21 protein-coding genes are annotated in these 18850 nt (G+C 36.0%); 11 read left to right on the top strand and 10 right to left on the bottom strand.

Annotated elements, in window-relative coordinates; all coding sequences use genetic code 11:
* Positions 1-1455: an ATP-binding protein gene (locus ACP3T3_RS12460; protein ID WP_426476180.1), complete on the top strand. Its 1455-nt coding sequence runs from the start codon at positions 1-3 to the stop codon at positions 1453-1455.
* Positions 1455-2147, top strand: coding sequence for a tRNA1(Val) (adenine(37)-N6)-methyltransferase (locus ACP3T3_RS12455; protein WP_426476179.1), 693 nt, complete (start codon positions 1455-1457; stop codon positions 2145-2147). The genes ACP3T3_RS12460 and ACP3T3_RS12455 overlap by 1 nt, the downstream gene beginning before the upstream one ends.
* A 38-nt stretch (positions 2148-2185) precedes the next feature.
* Here the strand turns inward: ACP3T3_RS12455 and ACP3T3_RS12450 are convergent, their stop codons facing one another.
* Both ACP3T3_RS12450 and rpmH read right to left on the bottom strand, forming a co-directional pair.
* Positions 2186-2896 carry a cell division ATP-binding protein FtsE gene (locus tag ACP3T3_RS12450; RefSeq protein WP_426476178.1) on the bottom strand — a complete coding sequence of 237 codons (711 nt, stop codon included), beginning with the start codon at positions 2894-2896 and terminating at the stop codon, positions 2186-2188.
* Positions 2897-3050: 154 nt separating this feature from the next.
* A complete protein-coding gene (rpmH, locus tag ACP3T3_RS12445; RefSeq protein WP_039365072.1) occupies positions 3051-3209 on the bottom strand; it encodes a 50S ribosomal protein L34 in 159 nt (52 codons plus the stop codon).
* A gap of 235 nt (positions 3210-3444) precedes the next feature.
* Here rpmH and ACP3T3_RS12440 point away from each other — a divergent pair, with 235 nt between their 5' ends.
* A complete protein-coding gene (locus ACP3T3_RS12440; RefSeq protein ID WP_426476177.1) occupies positions 3445-4449 on the top strand; it encodes a DHH family phosphoesterase in 1005 nt (334 codons plus the stop codon).
* 28 nt (positions 4450-4477) lie between these two features.
* Here ACP3T3_RS12440 and ACP3T3_RS12435 read toward each other — a convergent pair whose 3' ends face one another.
* The 5 genes from ACP3T3_RS12435 to tilS form a co-directional block, all read right to left on the bottom strand.
* A complete protein-coding gene (locus ACP3T3_RS12435; RefSeq protein WP_426476176.1) occupies positions 4478-5281 on the bottom strand; it encodes a patatin-like phospholipase family protein in 804 nt (267 codons plus the stop codon).
* A 68-nt stretch (positions 5282-5349) separates the two neighbouring features.
* A complete protein-coding gene (locus ACP3T3_RS12430) occupies positions 5350-6132 on the bottom strand; it encodes an alpha/beta fold hydrolase (RefSeq protein WP_426476175.1) in 783 nt (260 codons plus the stop codon).
* A gap of 112 nt (positions 6133-6244) precedes the next feature.
* Positions 6245-6766, bottom strand: coding sequence for a biopolymer transporter ExbD (locus ACP3T3_RS12425; RefSeq protein ID WP_426476174.1), 522 nt, complete (start codon positions 6764-6766; stop codon positions 6245-6247).
* A 251-nt stretch (positions 6767-7017) separates the two neighbouring features.
* Complete coding sequence (locus ACP3T3_RS12420; RefSeq protein ID WP_426476173.1) at positions 7018-9087, bottom strand: cytochrome c biogenesis protein CcdA; 2070 nt, start codon at positions 9085-9087, stop codon at positions 7018-7020.
* Complete coding sequence (tilS, locus tag ACP3T3_RS12415) at positions 9077-10426, bottom strand: tRNA lysidine(34) synthetase TilS (RefSeq protein ID WP_426476172.1); 1350 nt, start codon at positions 10424-10426, stop codon at positions 9077-9079. Before tilS ends, ACP3T3_RS12420 begins: the two co-directional genes overlap by 11 nt.
* An 87-nt stretch (positions 10427-10513) precedes the next feature.
* Between tilS and ACP3T3_RS12410 the strand changes: the two genes are divergently transcribed.
* The 7 genes from ACP3T3_RS12410 (at position 10514) to ACP3T3_RS12380 (ending at position 15683) form a co-directional block, all read left to right on the top strand.
* The gene (locus ACP3T3_RS12410) at positions 10514-11347 is read left to right on the top strand and encodes an OmpA family protein (protein ID WP_426476171.1); all 834 of its coding nucleotides are present in this window, start codon (positions 10514-10516) and stop codon (positions 11345-11347) included.
* Positions 11348-11888: 541 nt separating this feature from the next.
* Entirely contained in the window at positions 11889-12041 is a 153-nt protein-coding gene (locus ACP3T3_RS12405) for a CCPGW family putative bacteriocin (RefSeq protein WP_426476170.1), read from the top strand.
* A gap of 119 nt (positions 12042-12160) precedes the next feature.
* Positions 12161-12808 carry an O-methyltransferase gene (locus tag ACP3T3_RS12400; protein WP_426476169.1) on the top strand — a complete coding sequence of 216 codons (648 nt, stop codon included), beginning with the start codon at positions 12161-12163 and terminating at the stop codon, positions 12806-12808.
* Between the two features lie 84 nt (positions 12809-12892).
* Positions 12893-13609, top strand: a complete 717-nt coding sequence (locus ACP3T3_RS12395; protein WP_426476168.1) for an NlpC/P60 family protein — start codon at positions 12893-12895, stop codon at positions 13607-13609.
* Positions 13610-13630: 21 nt separating this feature from the next.
* Positions 13631-14098 (top strand): DUF1648 domain-containing protein, encoded by a 468-nt coding sequence (locus tag ACP3T3_RS12390; protein WP_426476167.1) that lies wholly within the window; start codon positions 13631-13633, stop codon positions 14096-14098.
* Positions 14095-14439, top strand: coding sequence for a cupin domain-containing protein (locus ACP3T3_RS12385; RefSeq protein ID WP_426476166.1), 345 nt, complete (start codon positions 14095-14097; stop codon positions 14437-14439). Before ACP3T3_RS12390 ends, ACP3T3_RS12385 begins: the two co-directional genes overlap by 4 nt.
* 5 nt (positions 14440-14444) lie before the next feature.
* The gene (locus tag ACP3T3_RS12380; RefSeq protein WP_426476165.1) at positions 14445-15683 is read left to right on the top strand and encodes a 3-deoxy-D-manno-octulosonic acid transferase; all 1239 of its coding nucleotides are present in this window, start codon (positions 14445-14447) and stop codon (positions 15681-15683) included.
* Here ACP3T3_RS12380 and ACP3T3_RS12375 read toward each other — a convergent pair.
* The 3 genes from ACP3T3_RS12375 to ACP3T3_RS12365 are packed head-to-tail and all read right to left on the bottom strand — an operon-like array spanning position 15675 to position 18056.
* A complete protein-coding gene (locus ACP3T3_RS12375) occupies positions 15675-16301 on the bottom strand; it encodes a deoxyuridine 5'-triphosphate nucleotidohydrolase (protein ID WP_426476164.1) in 627 nt (208 codons plus the stop codon). The genes ACP3T3_RS12380 and ACP3T3_RS12375 overlap by 9 nt on opposite strands.
* The gene (locus ACP3T3_RS12370; protein WP_426476163.1) at positions 16301-17056 is read right to left on the bottom strand and encodes a glycosyltransferase family 2 protein; all 756 of its coding nucleotides are present in this window, start codon (positions 17054-17056) and stop codon (positions 16301-16303) included. Before ACP3T3_RS12370 ends, ACP3T3_RS12375 begins: the two co-directional genes overlap by 1 nt.
* Before the next feature lie 22 nt (positions 17057-17078).
* A complete protein-coding gene (locus ACP3T3_RS12365; protein ID WP_426476162.1) occupies positions 17079-18056 on the bottom strand; it encodes an acyltransferase family protein in 978 nt (325 codons plus the stop codon).
* Positions 18057-18256: 200 nt separating this feature from the next.
* On the opposite strand from ACP3T3_RS12365, the gene ACP3T3_RS12360 reads away from it, so the two are divergent.
* Positions 18257-18730: a lipocalin family protein gene (locus ACP3T3_RS12360; protein WP_426476161.1), complete on the top strand. Its 474-nt coding sequence runs from the start codon at positions 18257-18259 to the stop codon at positions 18728-18730.
* Positions 18731-18850: the final 120 nt, after the last annotated feature.

Genomic DNA, 18850 nt, shown 5'->3' with positions numbered 1-18850 from the left:
ATGTCGATTAATAAGTATAAAGGATATAGCTTAAGGAACCGGGTGTTTTTCGGCTTCTTACTGGTATGTTTTTTAAGTGTTGTGGCTACTTCACTTGTCCCGTATTTTGTTCTGAGGAATAATTCCCTGCAGCAAAGTAATATTGACATGCAGGAGAAAACTACTGCGGTAATGAGGTATCTGGATTATGCCGTAAGCCGTACACTTGTAGAAACTAAAGATTTACCAACCGTTTTAGGAAATAAAATTTTTGAGATAGGGGATATTAATCAACATGATATAATTATTTATGATCTTAAAGGAAATTACCTTCTTTCCAATAAAGATGAAGCCTTGGTTGAGCAGAAAACAATTCCTATAGAGATTGTTAACAGGATATTAGCCACGGATGCAAGAGTGGATCTTACAAGATATGATGCTGTTAAAGATGCAAGGTTAACCTCTTCTTATCTTCTCTTAAAAAATAATGAACTGAAACCTATAGGAATAGTCTATATTCCTTTATATCACAATGAATCTGCTTACCTTGAAGTGCTGCATCAGTATGTAAAATATATTCTTTTAGTTGATATATTTCTCATTCTGTTTAGTATCTGGATCAGCTGGGTTACTTCTAATAGTCTTGCAAAAACAATTACGAAATTCTCTGACATGATTACCCGTATTACATTGTTTGAAAATGAAATGCGTCCCATCAGGTATTATAAGAATGATGAGCTTAATGCGTTGGCAAGAGCTTATAACAGAATGATTTTACAAATTCAGGATCAGAAAGAAAGGCTTAGGTTTAAGGCATCTGAAGAAGCATGGAGAGAGATGGCCAAGCAGGTGGCTCATGAGGTGAAAAACCCATTAACACCGATGAAGCTTACGATTCAGAATTTTGAAAGAAAATTTAATCCGGAAGATCCTAATATCAGTGAAAGAGTAAAACAAATGAGTAAAACTATTGTGGACCAGATTGATCTGATTGCCACTGTAGCCTCAGCCTTCTCAGAATTTGCAAAACTTCCAGAAAAAAATAATGAAGTCATCAATCTGAATACGGAAGTGGAAGATATTCTCCGTGTTTTCAATGATGACAGTATCTTTATGCATGCCAACAAGAGTAATATTATGATCAATATGGACAGGATTTACCTTTCCAGAATCATAACAAACCTTGTGACCAATGCTAAGCAGGCTGAAAGCGAACATAGAAAGCTAATCATTAATGTAGACGTAGAGCAGCATCAGAGAAGAGTAATGATCTCTGTTCAGGATAACGGAATAGGTATTCCCGAAAATATGTACGAAAGAATCTTTGAACCGAACTTTACATCAAAAAGCAGCGGAATGGGGCTCGGTCTGTCAATGGTAAGAAAAATGATTGAAGATTATAAAGGTGAGATCTCCGTGAAATCAGAAGTAGGAAAAGGGTCTACATTCATTATTACACTGCCTACCAATTTATAGTGAAGCCTTTTACATTTAAACAGTTTGAAATTCAGCAGTCTAAAGAGGTCTTCCGTGTAGGAACAGATGGAGTTCTGCTGGGGGCGTTGGCAGATGTTGAGCGTGCTTCCAATGTGCTGGAAGTAGGAACAGGTACGGGGTTGATTTCCCTGATGCTGGCGCAAAGAAATCCACGGGCAGAGTTTTTAGGAGTGGATATTAATAAAGATGCTGCAAGGCTTACCCAACTCAATTTTGAAAATTCGCCTTTTTATACAAGGCTAAAAAATTTCCATCAGGATTTTAAAACTTTTGATACACAAGATCGGTTTGATCTTGTTGTATCCAATCCACCTTATTTTGAAGAATCAGGATCTGAAAAAGACAAGATTGCCCGTCAGACTGTAGAATTAAACTTCAGGCAGTTGATAACCAAAGCATCAATGCTTTTATCTGAAAATGGAATTTTTTCAGTCATTATTCCTGTTGAAGCAGAAGAAGTTTTTGTTTTAACAGGGAAAGAAATAGGGCTGTTTCTGTGCCACAGAGTCAATATCAAAGGAATTGAAAACTCGAAAACTAAAAGATTAGTTCTGGAGTTTTCGTTACAAGAGCAAGAAATTAACGAATCTGACTTTATAGTAGAAAAAAGTCCGAGACAATACTCGGACCAATATCTTGAACTCACCAAAGAGTTTCATGTTTTTAAATAGAGAAGTTGGTATTTCCAACTTTCTTAACCTTTAGTTTCCTATTCAAATAATTCTGAAGTATCCAATACAGAAACTTTTCCGTCTTCACATCTGATGGCTTCACCAGGGAAGTTTTGAATCATATGGTAATCATGTGTTGCCATTACTACTGCGGCGCCGTTTTCAAGGGCAACCTGCTTCAACAGCGTCATAATTTCATTCGAAGTTTCAGGGTCTAGGTTTCCTGTCGGCTCATCGGCTAAGATAAGATCAGGGTGGTTGAGAAGTGCTCTTGCAATGGCAATACGCTGCTGCTCACCTCCGGAAAGTTCGTGAGGCATTTTATGCTTTTTGCTCTTCATGTTCACGCTTCCTAAAACCTCATTGATGCGGTCTTCCATTTTTATCTTGTCAGTCCAGCCTGTTGCTTCAAGAACGAATTTTAAGTTTTTCTCAACGGTTCTGTCGGAAAGCAGCTGGAAATCCTGGAATACAATTCCTAATTTTCTTCTCAGATTTGGAATATCAGAAGGTTTTAGCTTTGCCAGTTCAAATCCTACAACAGTTCCGTGTCCTGATGCCAATGGAATGTGTCCGTAAAGCGTTTTCAGAAGGGAACTTTTTCCGGAACCTGTTTTTCCGATAAGGTAGCAGAATCTACCTTTTTTAATGTTAAGATTTACATCAGAAAGAACAGTGAAGTTTTTTTGCGCAATCTTTGCGTGCTGTAAACTTATAATATTGTCTCCGGAGATATTTGTATGTGGCATAATTTAATTTTAAAGGCTGTTTCTAATAAAAATATTTCAACTTTTAAAAATAGAAAAAAGATGTTGATGTAGCCTAAATTTTAGTAAATTTTAACAACAAAAAATGCCTGAAAAGCAACTTCTCAAGCATGTTTTGTATATGATAATAAAAAGATTATCTCTTAGCGCGTGCAGCACTTACAGTTAAACTCTTTCTGCCTTTAGCTCTTCTCGCAGCCAAAACTCTTCTTCCATTTGGCGTAGACATTCTTTCTCTGAAACCGTGTTTGTTTCTTCTCTTTCTTTCTGATGGCTGGAATGTTCTTTTACTCATTATTATATGTTTAAATCGTAATTAATCTATTAATTTTCAGGTTGCAAAGATATATAAATTTTTATAAGTTACAAACTTTAATTATCTTTTTTTAAAATAAATGTAATGTTTTTCAGTGAGGCATTTACAACCCCTTATAAGAAAACCATTTTCCGGAGGCAAAAATAATATTTAAATGATTTATATAAAAGCTCTATCTTTGAAAACTTTAATTTTAACGAAAAATAAACACCGGATGTTTACACCAGCAGAACTTTTAGATATCAATATATTACTTACCCAAGAGAGCAAAATTGTGATTCTTACCCATTATAATCCGGATGGAGATGCTATTGGTTCAAGTTTGGGATTGAAGCACTATCTGAAAGCAAAAGGAATTCATGCAGAGGTTATCGTACCGAATGATTTTCCGAAGTTCCTGAAATGGATGCCGGAGTCCAAAAAAGTTATTATTGCAGAATATAAAAGAAAGCTGGCTTCTGATATGATTGCAGGGGCAGATGTTATTTTCTGTCTGGATTTTAATTCTCCGTCAAGAATCGGATTATTGGGAGACTGGCTTATAAAAGCGCCGGGAAAGAAAATTCTTATTGATCACCATCAGCAGCCGGAACAATTTGATTTTGTTTACTCAGATACGGTAATTCCGGCCACTTCACAGATGATTTATCATTTCATTGAAGCAATGAATGATGAAAAACTGGTGAATCAGGATATGGCTGAATGTCTTTATACCGGAATTATGACGGATACCGGAGGGTTCCGATTTCGTTCTACCAGTGCAACGACACACAGAATCATTGCCAATCTTATTGAAAACGGGGCTGATCCTGCGATGATCACATCCAATACATGGGATACCAATACGGTTTCCCGTCTGCATTTACTTGCTTTGGTGCTTGGAAGAATAGAAGTGGTGAATGACGGAACAGTGGCAGTCTTAAGCCTTACCAGAAATGAGCTGAAAGAGTTTGGTTTCCAGAAAGGAGATACAGAAGGTTTTGTTAATTATGGTTTAAGTATTGCCGGAGTAAAAATGTCTGCATTCTTTATGGAAGACCTGTACGAAGACTTTGTTAAAATTTCTTTCAGAAGTAAAGATGATGTGGATGTGAACCAATTCTCAAGGAAATATTTCAACGGTGGCGGGCATATTAATGCGGCCGGTGGAAAATCTTTAGATTCTTTAGCCGGAACGATAGTCAACTTTAAAGAGAAAGTAAAAGAAGAAGGTTTTTAAAGAGTTGAAAGACTGAAATTTTTAATCATTAGGTTTTACGATATCCCTTTTCTTCAAGTTCCTGACAGGTATATTCATACACCTGCTGAAACATTTCATCCATATATCTTTTGTTGAAAAGGCTATATTTCGTCATCTTTGGCGGATCTAAAAATATATTACAGTATTTTGCTTTCGAATACACGGATTTTGCAATCGCTAAGTGAAGAATTCTGTCAAATTCCTTCATCAGACTCATTTTTTTTAACTCATCATAGCTGATCGAGTTGACATGAGAGGCAATCAGGAAATTGCATTTATCCATAATTGGTTCAATGGGAAGATTGTCCAGAACACCGCCATCTACATAAATTTTTTCCCCTATCCTTACCGGAGGAAGAATAAAAGGGACACTTGATGAAGCCAGCAGCGGCCCGAAAAGTTCTCCTTCAGAAAAAAAGTCTACAATGCCATGAGTCATTTCTGTGGCAGCAACGTAAACCGGGATTTTCAGAATACTGAAATTGTCTTCCGGGAAGTAATCTTTGAGGAGTTTTAAAATAAAATTAGAACTGAAAATCCCGTTTTTTGATAATTTTAAAGCTGATCGCGAGAAAAAGGAGGTTTGTCTTACAATTTCCATCATCTCATCCGGCGTTTTTCCAAAAGAATAAAAAGCACCAATGATAGAGCCGGCACTGGTTCCGGAGATAATCTGCGGTTTCAGATGATATTCTTCCAGAGCTTTCAGTACGGCAATATGGGCAATCCCACGCATTCCTCCGCCTGAAAGTGTAAGCCCGATGACCGGTGGTGCCGGTGGTTTCTTTTTTTTGAATGAAAATAAAGCCATACCAAGTTATCCTCTACTAATATACAGGATTTTTATTAAATACGGCTGTAATATGTCATCAAGCGATGTTATAAAACCAGTTTCTTGGGAAGATTGTGAAGAAGTTCTGTATTGATGATTTCGGCACAGATGCCAGGCTTTTCCCAGTGGCCATTGTGTCCGCAGTCCAGAATATAAGATTTGATATTCGTTCTGTCCGGAAGATGTTTGATCATCATATCGGTTTTTACCGCATTATCATGTTTTCCTGCCAGTACCAGTATTTTGGCCTCCAGGTTTTCGAGAACATGTTTTTTGTCGGTTCTTTCTACCATGCCTTTTACACAGGCAAGGGCACCAAGATTGTTGGTGGAAAGGGCGGTTTCAAGAGCGGTTTCAATTTTCCCTTCCAGGATATCTCTTTCGTTCGGGTTGAATAAATTGGGAACGCCGGCTCTTGCATAATGGGCAAATGCATCCTTAATGATTCTGTAGCTTTTGATACGCTGTTGTTTTTTCTCTTCATCATCCGGAAAGTAAGTAGAGAAAAATAAAGTCAAACTTTTTAAAGAATCGGGGTATTTTTCAGCAAAGGCAAGTGAAGTATAGCCTCCCATGGAATGTCCTAACAGATGCACTTTTTCTAAATGCTGATGATCTAAAACTTTTTTTACCTCCTCTGCCATCAGTTCCATGGTATGAACTTCTGCAAGAATTTCGGACTGTCCGTGGCCGGGAAGGTCAATTTTGAGCAGTGAAAAATCTTTGGAAAGATGATGTTCCATATCGCTCCATATGGATATGTTTTCCATAAATCCGTGAAGAAGTACCAATGTTTCCTTTCCGGTTCCTTTTCTTTCAAAGTTCAGCATGATTCCAAAATTATAGAAGGTTAAAAATAATTGAGCAGATTGCACACTGCAGCTCCGTTTCTTCCTTCAAATGTAAACAAAAAAGAGCATTTTAAAAATGCTCTTCGTCTTTTTATTGAGTTAATTCCTTGTAAACCTTTGTTTCCCATGGTTTGATGTCTGTTACGCCATATCTTTCCTTTTTAGATATAGCGAGGTTATCCAGCATGTCTACAAAATTTTTGTAATTGGCTTCATCCGTTGGTTTTATAATAACCGTGAATTTGTTCTGTGCAGGAGCGTTTTTATAAGCTTCAGCAATGATTTTTGAAATCTTTATTCCACTGAAATCTGTTTCTTTCAGATTTCCTGTATTCAAGTCTTTCTGATTGCTCTGATGATAAAATACACGGTTGTCTTTTCCAAGGATAAATGTAATCTGATTTTGATCGCCGATTACGGGAATATCTGTTGGATGAAGGTTGGGATCTTTAGCGGGCAGCCCCAGATCCATTACATTAGGTTTTGTAAAATTAGTGGTGAACATAAAGAATGTGATGAGCAAGAACCCCAGATCTACCATAGGAGTCATGTCTACCCTGATCATTTTTTTCTTTTGTTTGCCTTGTTTTTCTTGTGCAATTACTTCTGCCATGATTAAAAGTTTTAAAATGTTAAACGTTATTTTTTAATAATTCTTACAAAACATATGCCTTGTTTGTGGAATAATCAATAGATTCATGAATCTATTGATTGTTTTTATAATGAATTTTAAAATATTCCCGCGTCTTTTTAAAAACTGATCACCTTAATATAATTTGGTTTACTGATTAACTTAATTTGGCACAGATTTAAATAAAAAAAACTCACACCGTAAAGTGTGAGTTTAAATGATATATAAATAACTTACTTATTCTTTTTGTAGAAATTAACACCGCATTCCAGGAATTTTTTGAAATCCTCTTTAGGCATGTACCCTGAAACGGGGGTGTTGATTACTTTCCCGTCCGGAGTAATTAAAACATAGTGAGGCTGTGAGTTATTGTTAAAATTAACCTGTTGGAATAAGCTCCATCTGTCACCAATTGTTTTTACCTTTTTGATCTGCCCGTCACCAAGGTCTATTTTGGTTTTTTGATCCTCGGGAAGCTCCTCTTTATCATCTACATATAAAGAAGCCAATACTACATCATTCTGTAGGATGGGTAAAATATCTGGTTCGCTCCATACAAATTCCTCCATTTTTCTGCAGTTTTCACAACCGTATCCGGTGAAGTCAATCAGGATAGGTTTATCCTCTTTTTTGGCAAGCTCCACTGCTTTGAAGAAATCGTGTTTCGGGTGCATCCCTAGAATTCCGTCTTTTTCATCATGGAAATAGCTTACGTTCAGCGGAGGTAAAATTCCGCTTAATAATTGAAGCTTCGGACGCTCAGAAGGGATCAGACCCTGGATTAAGTAAATCACAAAACCAATTCCCAATACTCCCAATATCTTTCTTGTCATGGAAATTTTAGGCTTTTTATCATCATGCGGGAATCTGATGAATCCTAATAAATATAATGCTAATCCTAATGCAACAATGATCCAGATGGCGATAAAAAGTTCTCTTTTTAAGAAGAATGTTTTAGATACAAGATCTGCTTTAGAGAGGAACTTCAACGCCAATGCCAGTTCTACGAACCCTAAAACCACTTTTACCGTATTCATCCAGCCTCCTGATTTCGGAAGACTTTGTAATGCCTGCGGGAATAAAGCCAGTAATCCGAAAACAATAGCCCATGCCAGTCCGAACCCTGCCAATGCAAATGTCAGCAGCATTGGAACGTTTGTAGAACCCGTTACGGCACTTCCCAATAAACTGCCTAATATAGGTCCTGTACAAGAGAAAGAAACAATCACCAATGTTAATGCCATAAAGAAAATACCGATAATACCTCCGGCTTCTTCCGCTTTAGAAGACTTGTTGGCGATAGAACTTGGCAACGTGATATCATAATACCCGAAGAAACTTCCGGCAAAGAATATGAATATAATAAAGAAGGCAATATTCAGCCATACACTGGTAGAAATCTCGTTGAAGATATTTCCTGCAATACCATCAATAACATGGAAAGGAATACTCAGTAAAACAAAGATAAGAAGGATGAAAAACCCATAGATAAGAGCATCTCTTTTCCCTTTTGCTTTGTTTTTACTTCCTTTGGTAAAAAATGAAACCGTTAATGGGATCATCGGGAAAACGCAAGGAGTAAGCAAAGCGATTAACCCTCCGATAAATCCTAGGAATAGGTAAGTCCAGTAGTTTTCATCCACTTTGGCAGACGCTGTACCGCAATCCGTCAAAGGCTTTTTAAAATCGATCGTTTCAATTTTCAGCTGTTTAGGATCCAGTTTAGAAGTTTCTGTGACCACAGCTTCAGTTTTTGCCGGATTTTCAGTAACTGTTTCTGTTGTTTTTACCGAATCTTTTACAGGATCAGCTGTTTCTTCAGTGGCAGCCGCTTCCGTAGCCCCTTTTGGCGTAACTTTTTGGTTGAATTCTAATGTATTGGGAGCCAGGCAAACTCTGTCGTCACAGGTCTGATACGTAATCTCAGAAGTAACATCCGCAGGTTTTGCAGGATCTTTTAATTTAAATTTCTGTTTAAATCCAGCCGAATTGGAATAATAAACAATGGTTCCCCCGAATGCTTCAGAAAATTCTTCATGCTTTTTGCCTGTTTCGGTAAACTTTCCAATCAGCTCGATATTCTTTCCTGTCACTTTATACTCAGTAGGAATTCCGGTATCTTCCGGTAAATCTTTTGAATAAATGTGCCATCCGCTTTCCATGGTAGCATTCAATACCGCTTCGTATTGGTTGTTCCCAAGATCGTTGATGGTAAATTTAAACTTTACAGGATTTTTTATCTGCGCATTCATTCCTGTCGCTAAAAAGAGCAGAATTAATAAAAACCAATTTCTAAATTTCATTGTTCCTTTCATTAAAAATTTTGAGACTCCACTTTGTCTTCTCGTTCTTTATATATCTTCTATCCTGCCTGAAAGGGATGATCCCAAGTACAGAATCATTACTGTCAGTCAGTATCCAGATTTTTTGCCTCGCTAAAATAGATAATTTTTCGTCCCTAAAAAACTTAGAAACTTTCTTTTTCCCCGAAAAGCCAGCCGGATAAAACTCGTCTCCCTCTTTTTGTTTTCGCAAATAGAGCGGAAAATGGAGTTTCTCAGCATCAAAATCCCATTCCCATCCTTTATTGAATTCATCAATGTGCTCAATATGATCTACGAGATTGATATTGATCTGGTTTTCTGAAAAATCAAAATGTCCGATCAGCAGTATTTGTTCTTTAGATTCTTTTTCGTTGTTTCTATCAATGAAAATCAGTTCATCACGATTGATAACTAAGTGGTATTTTTTTGAAAAAAAAGAACTGTTATTTTTGGCTTTAAAAATTTTGACGATTTCTTCTTCCTGGTTGAAACCGTATTTTTTTAAAATTTCAAATTTCACGAAACCGCTTTGCTGATTCAACTTTTCCTTTGATAGTATTTTATAGCCTTGGTTAAATACGGTAAGCTGATTTTCTATCTCATGGATCTGCTTCTGAATAAAATCTTTGGTTTGATTCAGCAGAGAAGAACTTTTTCTGAAGTTTTCCAGAAAATGATCATTGGTTTCCATCAGCATCGGAACAATTTCATTTCTGATTTTATTCCTCAGATAATCATTCTTTTTATTAGACAGGTCTTCCCGGAATTCAATAGCATGCTGTGCGGCAAACTCATATATTTCTTTTTTTGAAAAGGCTAGGAAAGGGCGAAGTATATGATTATCATTCGATGGAATTCCGCTCAGCCCATTGATGCCGGCAGCTTTGGAAAGATTGATGATGAAAGTTTCCAGCTGATCATTCAGATGGTGGGCTGTAACCAGAAATTCCAGTTTTTCTTTTTCCTGAATTTCTTTGAAAAAGGCATACCGAAGTTCTCTCGCCCAAAGCTGGATTGAGTTTTCCGGTTTCTGATCTTTTTCTGAAACTTCATACAAATGAAATTTTATATGATTTTTCTCACAAAAATCCTGCACTGTTTTCTGATCCTGGTCAGAATCATTTCCACGGAGTTTATAATTGATATGGGCAACCTGAAACCGGAACTGCGTGCCTTGAGTTTCATGTCCGAAATCCCGGAATAAAGAGGCCAGAACCATAGAGTCGGCGCCTCCGCTTACCGCCAGAAGATAGGTGTGATTTTCCGGTTCGTGAACGAGATTTTTTAACTGATTGATAAAGGTTATTTTTTTCAACATATATGTTGAGAATTTCTTTTATGCAAAGATAACCGATATAATTCAATTGAATTTTGCTAACTTTGAGTAGTCTAAAAATGATTATTTATGAAGATTTTAAAAATTTTAGCAGTTTCTGCAATGGCGATGGGAATGACATCTTGTGTCAGCAAGAAACAGTATGATGCTTTGAGCACAAACTATAAGCAGTGTATTGAAAATATTGGAGAAAGACAAAGAGAAATTCAGGATTTGAAATCTCAGAACTCTGCATTGGCAGGTGAAAATAATTTACTGAAAAGCCAGCATGATGCTTTAAAGTCATCACTTGATGCATGTTTGTCCAATACCGGAAAAAGTTCTGCTAACATTGATAAACTGGTAGGTGAAATTAATGCTTCTAACTCTTATATCAAGCAGCTGATCTCCAGCAATGCTAAAAATGACAGCCTGAACCTTGCATTGTCTAACAAACTGAAGAGATCTTTGGATAATGTATCAGATGAAGATGTACAGGTAAAAGTACTGAAAGGAGTAGTGATGATCTCTCTTTCTGATAAAATGTTATACAAAACAGGAGATTACAATATTTTACCTGCCGCTCAGGAAGTGCTGGGTAAAGTAGCTAAGGTGATCAATGATTATGATAAATACTCTGTATTAATCGAAGGTAATACGGATAATGCTCCGTTAAATTCTCCGAATCTTCCAAGAGATAACTGGGATCTTTCTGCATTAAGAGGTACCTCTGTTGCGAAAGTTCTTCAAACCCAGTTTGGTGTAGATCCGGCGAGAATTACTGCTGGAGGACGTTCTGAGTATAATCCTAAAGCTACTAACATGAGCGTTTCAGGAAGATCAGAAAACAGAAGAACGGAAATCATCATTATGCCTAAACTTGATGAGTTTATGAAGCTGATGGATATCACTCCTAAAAAATAATCACAAAACCATACATAATAATAAATCCCGGAGCAATTCGGGATTTGTTTTTTATGATATTTCCTGGATATGAATAGATATATTTTAAAACAAAAAAATCCCGAAGGTGGTCGGGATTTTTTAATCAAATTAATTCTTCCTTTTTCAGGTGCGAAATAATTCGTTGCAAAAATGAAGTGGATATTTCTGTCTTAGCTTTTGCTGCAGAAGAATCAGCTCTACTTTTCAGTACAACTTTTTTGTGATTCTCATGGTTAGTTTGTGTCTCTCCTGCAATCATCTTGTTTCTCTTAGTGTTTTTACCCCTTATTCTCTTTGCAAACTTAAAACTAATACCATAAAATAACATCCGTATTTTCCCGGTATTTTATATGGGGATTTCACTGAAATAAATGATGACTTAATTGTGATAAATAAATTATTTCAATCTAATTGTTTGGTTAACAAAATAATATGTATATTTAAATCTCTATATAAGGAAATAATAAAGAGGTGTCCGAAAATCTAAAGAGTAGGAATTTAATACTAAACTAAAATAATTATGAAAAATTTGAAAAAACTTTCAAGAGGAGCAATGAAAAATGTACAGGGAGCAGTTATGGATTGTAACCCACAGATCATCTGTCAAAGAACCACCGACTGCTGTCCGGGATGGGTATGTGCCTCAAGAGGACAATATTGTGTAGCTTTATAACAAACTTTTAAAGCTAAGTACATAAAGCAAGAGGGATTTATTTCTCTCTTTTTTTGTATCTTCTTTTTGAATTTAAAAAGTAGCTTTAAAATCCTTAAATTTGTTTAAATTAAAATTATATGAGTTTTTTTGAAGAAAAGAATCCTGAGATGGACAGATATTTGGAAGCACATGCTTCTTCGGAATCCGACATTTTGAAAAAACTGAGAAGAGAGACCTACCAGAAGACAACACAACCTCATATGATTTCCGGATATCAGCAAGGAAGATTATTGACGATTATTTCCCAGATGATGCAGCCGAAAAGTATCCTTGAAATAGGTACATTTACAGGATATGCAACCTTATGTCTTGCGTCAGGTCTGGCAAAAGACGGGAAAATTACTACTCTGGATGTGAATGAAGATCTCGCTTATCTCCCTAAAAAATACTTTGAGTCAAGTGAATATGCCGGTCAGATAGATTTTAAACTTCAGGATGCCAAAGAATTTTTGCAGGAAACGGATGAATTTTTTGACCTGATTTTTGTAGATGCCGATAAAGAAAATTATGCTGAATATTTCAAACTTATCAAACCCCATACAAAATCAGGTACAGTAATCCTGTTTGATAATGTTTTGTGGTACGGAAAGGTGTTGGAAGAAAATCCAAAGCTGAAATCTACGCAGTCTATCCAGGAATTAAATGATTTAGCGGCAAAAGATGAAGATTTTGAAAATCTTATTTTACCTTTGCGTGATGGAGTCAACTTTCTTCGCAGAAAGTAATTAAATATCCAAAGATTAAAATAGTTAAAGAGGATACAGTTCGTATTTTTTCTTTAAATTATTCAATCTTTAAATTGAGAGTTAATGAATAAAGGAATTTGTATTGTTACAGTAGCGCCGGTTCGTGCAGAGAATTCTGACAGAGCTGAAATTGTTACGGAAATATTGTTCGGAGAAAGTGCAGATATTTTGGAAGTGGATAAAAACTGGACCAAAATAAAAATGCACTATGATGGCTATGAAGGATGGATGGACGCCAAACAGCTAAAACCGATGACAGATGAAGAACTTGCCAATAGAAAAGTGACTGTCGTTACTGAAGATTTCTCTTCCGTATTAATGAATGATGGTAAGACTTTACTGTCTATGGGCTCAGAAGTAGAGTTTCCGGTAGTGGCTTCAAGAAGAAGTCATGATGTACGCGAAAGTATTGCACTGACCGCAAAAGAATTCCTGAACGTACCTTATCTTTGGGGAGGCAAAAGTTTTTTTGCAGTAGACTGCTCCGGATTTACCCAATTGGTTTATAAAATCCATAATATAAAAATACCCAGAGATGCCTCACAACAGGCTGAAGTAGGAGAACCACTAACTTTTGTAGAAGAAACACAGCCTGGAGACCTTGCCTTCTTTGAAAATGCAGAAGGAAAAATTATCCATGTCGGAATTATGCTGGACAATCAAAAAATTATCCATGCCTCCGGGAAGGTGAGAATTGATACCCTGGATTCCACTGGAATTTTCAATAAAGAAATGAATAAGCATACTCATAAACTGAGAGTGCTGAAAAGTGTAATTTAATCATGATTAGTCTCCTCTGAAATGGAAAATATTCTCTTTACAATTTTTGATATTTTTAATTTTGGATGGGTGGTTTTTCTGTGGTGGTTTACCTTAAAAAACTATAACACCCTGCCAGAGAGAATTCCTGTGCATTTTGATATGGAAGGAAAAGCTGATGGATTTGGTGGAAGAATGTACGCATTTCTGATGCCTGTACTGGCTTTGGGATTATATGCGCTATTCGTTTATGGTATGAGGCATCCTGAAGATACTAATTTCCCCGTAGAAATTACAGAACAGAATATGAATGCTCAGTTTTTAGTTATGAAAACCGGATTAAGAATTCTTTTTGTGATACTGGCAGTTATTTTTACGAATATCCAGGACTATATATTCAGATATGCAGTTGATGATCAGGCGAAGCCCAGGATTTCATTTGCTTCCATTTTTTTATCCGTTGTGCTGTTTGTTCCTCTATTGCTTTTCATTACTCATCTATTCAAATGATACATTCTAAAAATAATTCAGAACACTATACCTGGGGAGATCATTGTGACAGCTGGATCCTGAAAAATACCGGGAACTTATCTGTAAAGCAGGAAAAGATGCCTGCAGGAACTTCAGAAAAGCTACACTTTCACAAGGTGGCAGAGCAGTTTTTTTATATTCTGAAAGGAGAAGCGGTATTGTACATCAATGAAGAGAAATTTTTGGTTCAGAAAGGGGAATCCGTTTCCATTGAACCCGGGTCAAAACATTTTATCTCCAATGAATCTGATGAAGAAATTGAATTTTTAGTCATATCAAATCCCCCGGCGGAGTATGACAGAATTGAAATTAAAGAATAATTAAAATGGCTTTTCTCTACAATATATTTATCAGCCTTCTGACTTTTGGAATGAAAGTTTTTGCATTGATTAATGATAAAACTAAAAAAGGTGTTGAAGGGAGAAAACAGTCTTTGGACAAAGTGAAGTCAGCATTTTCGAAGACGGATAAAGTAATCTGGATGCATGCTGCAAGTTTGGGCGAGTATGAGCAGGGATTGCCTGTATTGGAAAAGCTTAAGGAAAATTTCCCTCAGCACAAAGTACTGGTAACCTTTTTTTCTCCGTCAGGATATGAGAATGTGGTTAAAAAGAAACATATTGCAGATGTTATCTGTTATCTGCCATTTGATAAAAAAAGCACTGTAAAAGAATTTATAGCTCAATTTAATACTGAACTATTTTTTACGGTTAAATACGATTACTGGTACAATCTCCTTGCTGAGTTAAAAAATCAGGGAACAAAAATCTATGTTATCTCTGCATTGTTCTATGAGAGGCAGTCTTTCTTTACTTCCTATGGAAAATGGTTTGTAAGGCAGCTTCAGAAGGATGTAGATTGGTTTTTCCACCAGACTCAGTTTTCATTGGCTCTGGCAAAAAGTGTAGGGCTGGTAAAGTCTTCTGTAACGGGAGATACAAGATTTGACAGGGTAAAACAGCTTCGTGAAAGGAATAATCACGTAGATTTTATTACAGATTTCAAAGGTCAAAATAAAACGGTTGTTTTCGGAAGTTCATGGCATGCTGAAGAAAAAATTGCCGAAGTGGTTTCTCATAAAAATAATACGGTAAAACTTATCATTGCACCTCATGATCTGAAAAGAGTAGGGCATTTGAAAGGTATATTTCCAAATGCATTATTGTACAGCGAGATACAAAAAAATCAGGCAGCAAAGCCTGGAGGCCAAATATTAATTATAGATAGTATTGGGCTGCTGTCAAAACTATACTCTTATGCAGATGCAGCCGTTGTAGGAGGAGGGTTTCATGATGCCGGCCTACACAATATTCTGGAAGCGGCAACTTTTGGTGTTCCTGTAATTTTTGGGAATCATTACAAAAAAAACCCGGAAGCTGACGATCTGATCTCAGCGAATGGCGGGAAGTCGTTTCCTGACGAATATACAGCTGCAGAATTTGTTTTATTTCTCTTGAATGAAGATAATAGAGAAGAGCTTACAGAAATATCTCAAAATGCAAAAGAATTTGTAGATGGGAAACCCGATTCTACCAAAATGATTCTTCAGAAAATTTTATCTTAAGAATCCCTGGCTTTTAATATCCTTCATGATCTGGTCAATATTTTCAGGAACTTTCTCACATTTAAACCAATTGAAATCCAGACCATTATTGATACACAGTTTTTGCAGGTAATGATTTTCTAAAATTTTATCTAAAGTTTCATTAAGGTATTCATCAATCTCCATCCAGTAATCTTCATCCAGCTTTTTTATAAGAGTCAGAGATTTGAAGACTTTATTGATAATATAAATGTAAAGCTTGTACACGTTGTCAAACCTTTGTCTGCTGAGGTCGCTGTTGCTTTCCAATATTTTGTTAACGAGAAGAAGATTCAGTGAAACTTCCCCGAATTTATCAGTAGTGATTTTTACGTGTTCGGTGATTTCTGCACTTATTTTTCGAACAGTAGACAGGAAATATTTGGCATTACCCACATATTTTGAAGCCAGAAGTACCTGTTCCTCCACATGTTCTTCCATAGAATTTCTTTTGTCATCCGTGGTTTCCGGATCAATCAGTTCAAAGTAAAGCTTTTTAGATAATAATTTATCTTTTCTCAGGAGTCTGAAAATAAGCTTGTCTTTATCGGAACCTGAAAAAGCACTCAGAGCAGCTTTGAACTCTTTAGAATATTCCATTAATTAAAAATTTTTGAATATTTCAGGAATCCGTTTAATGCCCAGTTAGCGGTATAATACAGCGATTTTACTGTTGAGAATCCCATGAAATCTTTATAAACAAGATATTGGTCTTTAATAATATTTTTTTTCTTTCTGGAAACACTGTTTTCACGCATTCTGTATTTAGCCATCGTCTTTTTTACAGGAATCCCTTCAGGAATTACTTTTAAAAGATTCAGCCACATCACATGATCTTCACGTTTGCTTTTTACAGGAAACAGAAATTTTCCAACCCTTTGGGTGTCATACATTGTGGAGACGGGAGCAAGACGGCAGGTTTTCAGCAGATTGGAGAATGTAACTACCTTATCCGCCAGAAAATCTTTCAGGATAGGCTGAAGCTGTTCATCACACCTTGAATAGTTACAGTATACGAGTTCTGCATTGTGCTCCTTCATATAATCCGTCATGGTTTCAAGATATTCCGGATACCAATAATCATCAGAATCCAGAAAAGCGATATATCTTCCCTGTGCTCTTTCCAGCCCGTTGTTTCTTGCATTTCCTGCACCTCCGTTTTTCTCCAGTACCCGCAGTTTTATTCTGGGATCATTATATTTTCTGATGATCTCAACAGTATTATCTTTGGAAAGGTCATCCGTGATCAGCCATTCCCAGTTTTCGTAGGTTTGGTTAAGAACAGACTGTATGGTTTCCTCAATAAATTCTGCAGAATTATAACAGGGAGTGATAATGGAAACAAGATCTTTCATTTATGCTTTTTGAATTGTAAAATTATAAAAATCTTTTTTCATAAAAATGCCAGGAGCTTACACCTACCGCAATAACCACCAACATACATACCAAAGCCATTACAAATGGATTGTAATCTTCAAACAATCCTAATGTCTGGAAAGTTCTGATAATAGGAAAATGGAAAATGTAGATTCCGTAGGTGAAATCACCATATTTTCCGAAATTATTTAAGAATTTAAATGAATAGGCAATATACATGACGATAACGCCGATCATCATCGGAGAAAAAAGCTGAATTTTTAAATATAAATCAATCCAAACAGTGGCGAGAGCAATGATGAAAATTATATTTTTATGTTGGATGAATTTATCAAAATTAAAGTAAATCAACATTCCGGGGATAAAATAGGATAATGTTCCGGGAAGCTGCTTGGCAACTGAAATTTTATGTAAAGATTCAAAATAATTGAGATAAATAAGCGACAAGAAGTACAAAATAACCAAGCTTATATTTCTGTACTTATTATTCTTTCCGAAAAGTAAAAACAACAAAGGAACCGCAAAATAGTAGCACATTTCTATTTTCAGTGTCCATAGGGCACCATTCACTGCTTGGTTTCCAAAAACTCCGGGGAGCCAGGGTGCTTTAAAATTTAAAAATAATGAATTCCAAAAAAGGTATTTGTAAACTTGTGTATTACTGAAATATTCTGTGAAAGAATACGTACTTACCAAGCTTAATAAAATCGCACATAAAAAAATAACCAATAAATAAGCGGGAACAATTCTTTTGATTCTCTTTTTTAAATAACTTTTCAGGCTTGAAGACCTGTCATAGCTCCTTGCAATAAGAAATCCACTCACTGCAAAGAAACCGAAAACGGCAATTTCTATAGGGCTGTGTTCAAAAATCCTGAGATCAGGAGATGCGCTGAGGGTACCAAGATGTCCAAGAAAGACAATAAAGGCAAGGAGAACCCGTATAAAGTCAAAATTGTTTTTCGTAATATCCTGCATTTGTATTTTTCTTTCTTACAAAAATAACTTTTTTAATAAAATGAATGGTGTCAATTTATTCATTATTTGTTAAATAAAGGGAAAATGAGGTCTGGCTGTTTTAAAATATATATAAATAAAGGTCAATGAAATAATTTTTCATAAAAAATAGTAATATAAATCAAAAAAATTATAATTTTAGCGCTTGAAAAAATTGATCTATGAAGAAATTAGCATTACTATTTGCAGGTTTGTCATTGTTTGCCGCTACAGGATGTAGTGATAACAATGATACTGTTCTTGAAGCTCCTCTAGTTGGGACCTGGCAGCCATTGAAAGAAGTGGTTACTACTGTTGAGACTGGTGAAGATCCGGTTTCTAACACGATTACTTACACGGATTGCCAGAAGCAGACCAGATGGTGGTTCAGCCCTGATTCCAAAGGAGGAAAAACAAACTGGGGCGATACTGCTACACCCGGCCAGTGTGCTATTCTTTCAGAAATAAAATTCAACTATACCTATAATAAGGAAGGAAAAGATGTGCAGATGAAAATTCAGGGAGTCGTAGAGCCGCAGAATGCAAAGATTATTACGTTGGATAATACAACGCTCAATCTTGCAATAAGAGAAGAGACTCAGGATCCTACTGTATTTCAGACAAGAACTTATACGTTCAAAAGAGTTAGTCAATAATAGTATATACTTCAGGATATAAACAGATCTCATCTCCGGATGGGATTTTTTTATTGAGCAGAGAATGGCAATTCATCATAAATTAAATTTCTATTTCCTTTAAAATCATTATTTTTGTGA

Source organism: Chryseobacterium sp. CBSDS_008, from assembly GCF_049959325.1.
Taxonomy (GTDB): domain Bacteria; phylum Bacteroidota; class Bacteroidia; order Flavobacteriales; family Weeksellaceae; genus Chryseobacterium.
Note: the sequence above shows the minus strand (reverse complement) of the source record. Positions and strands in the feature narration are given on the sequence as shown.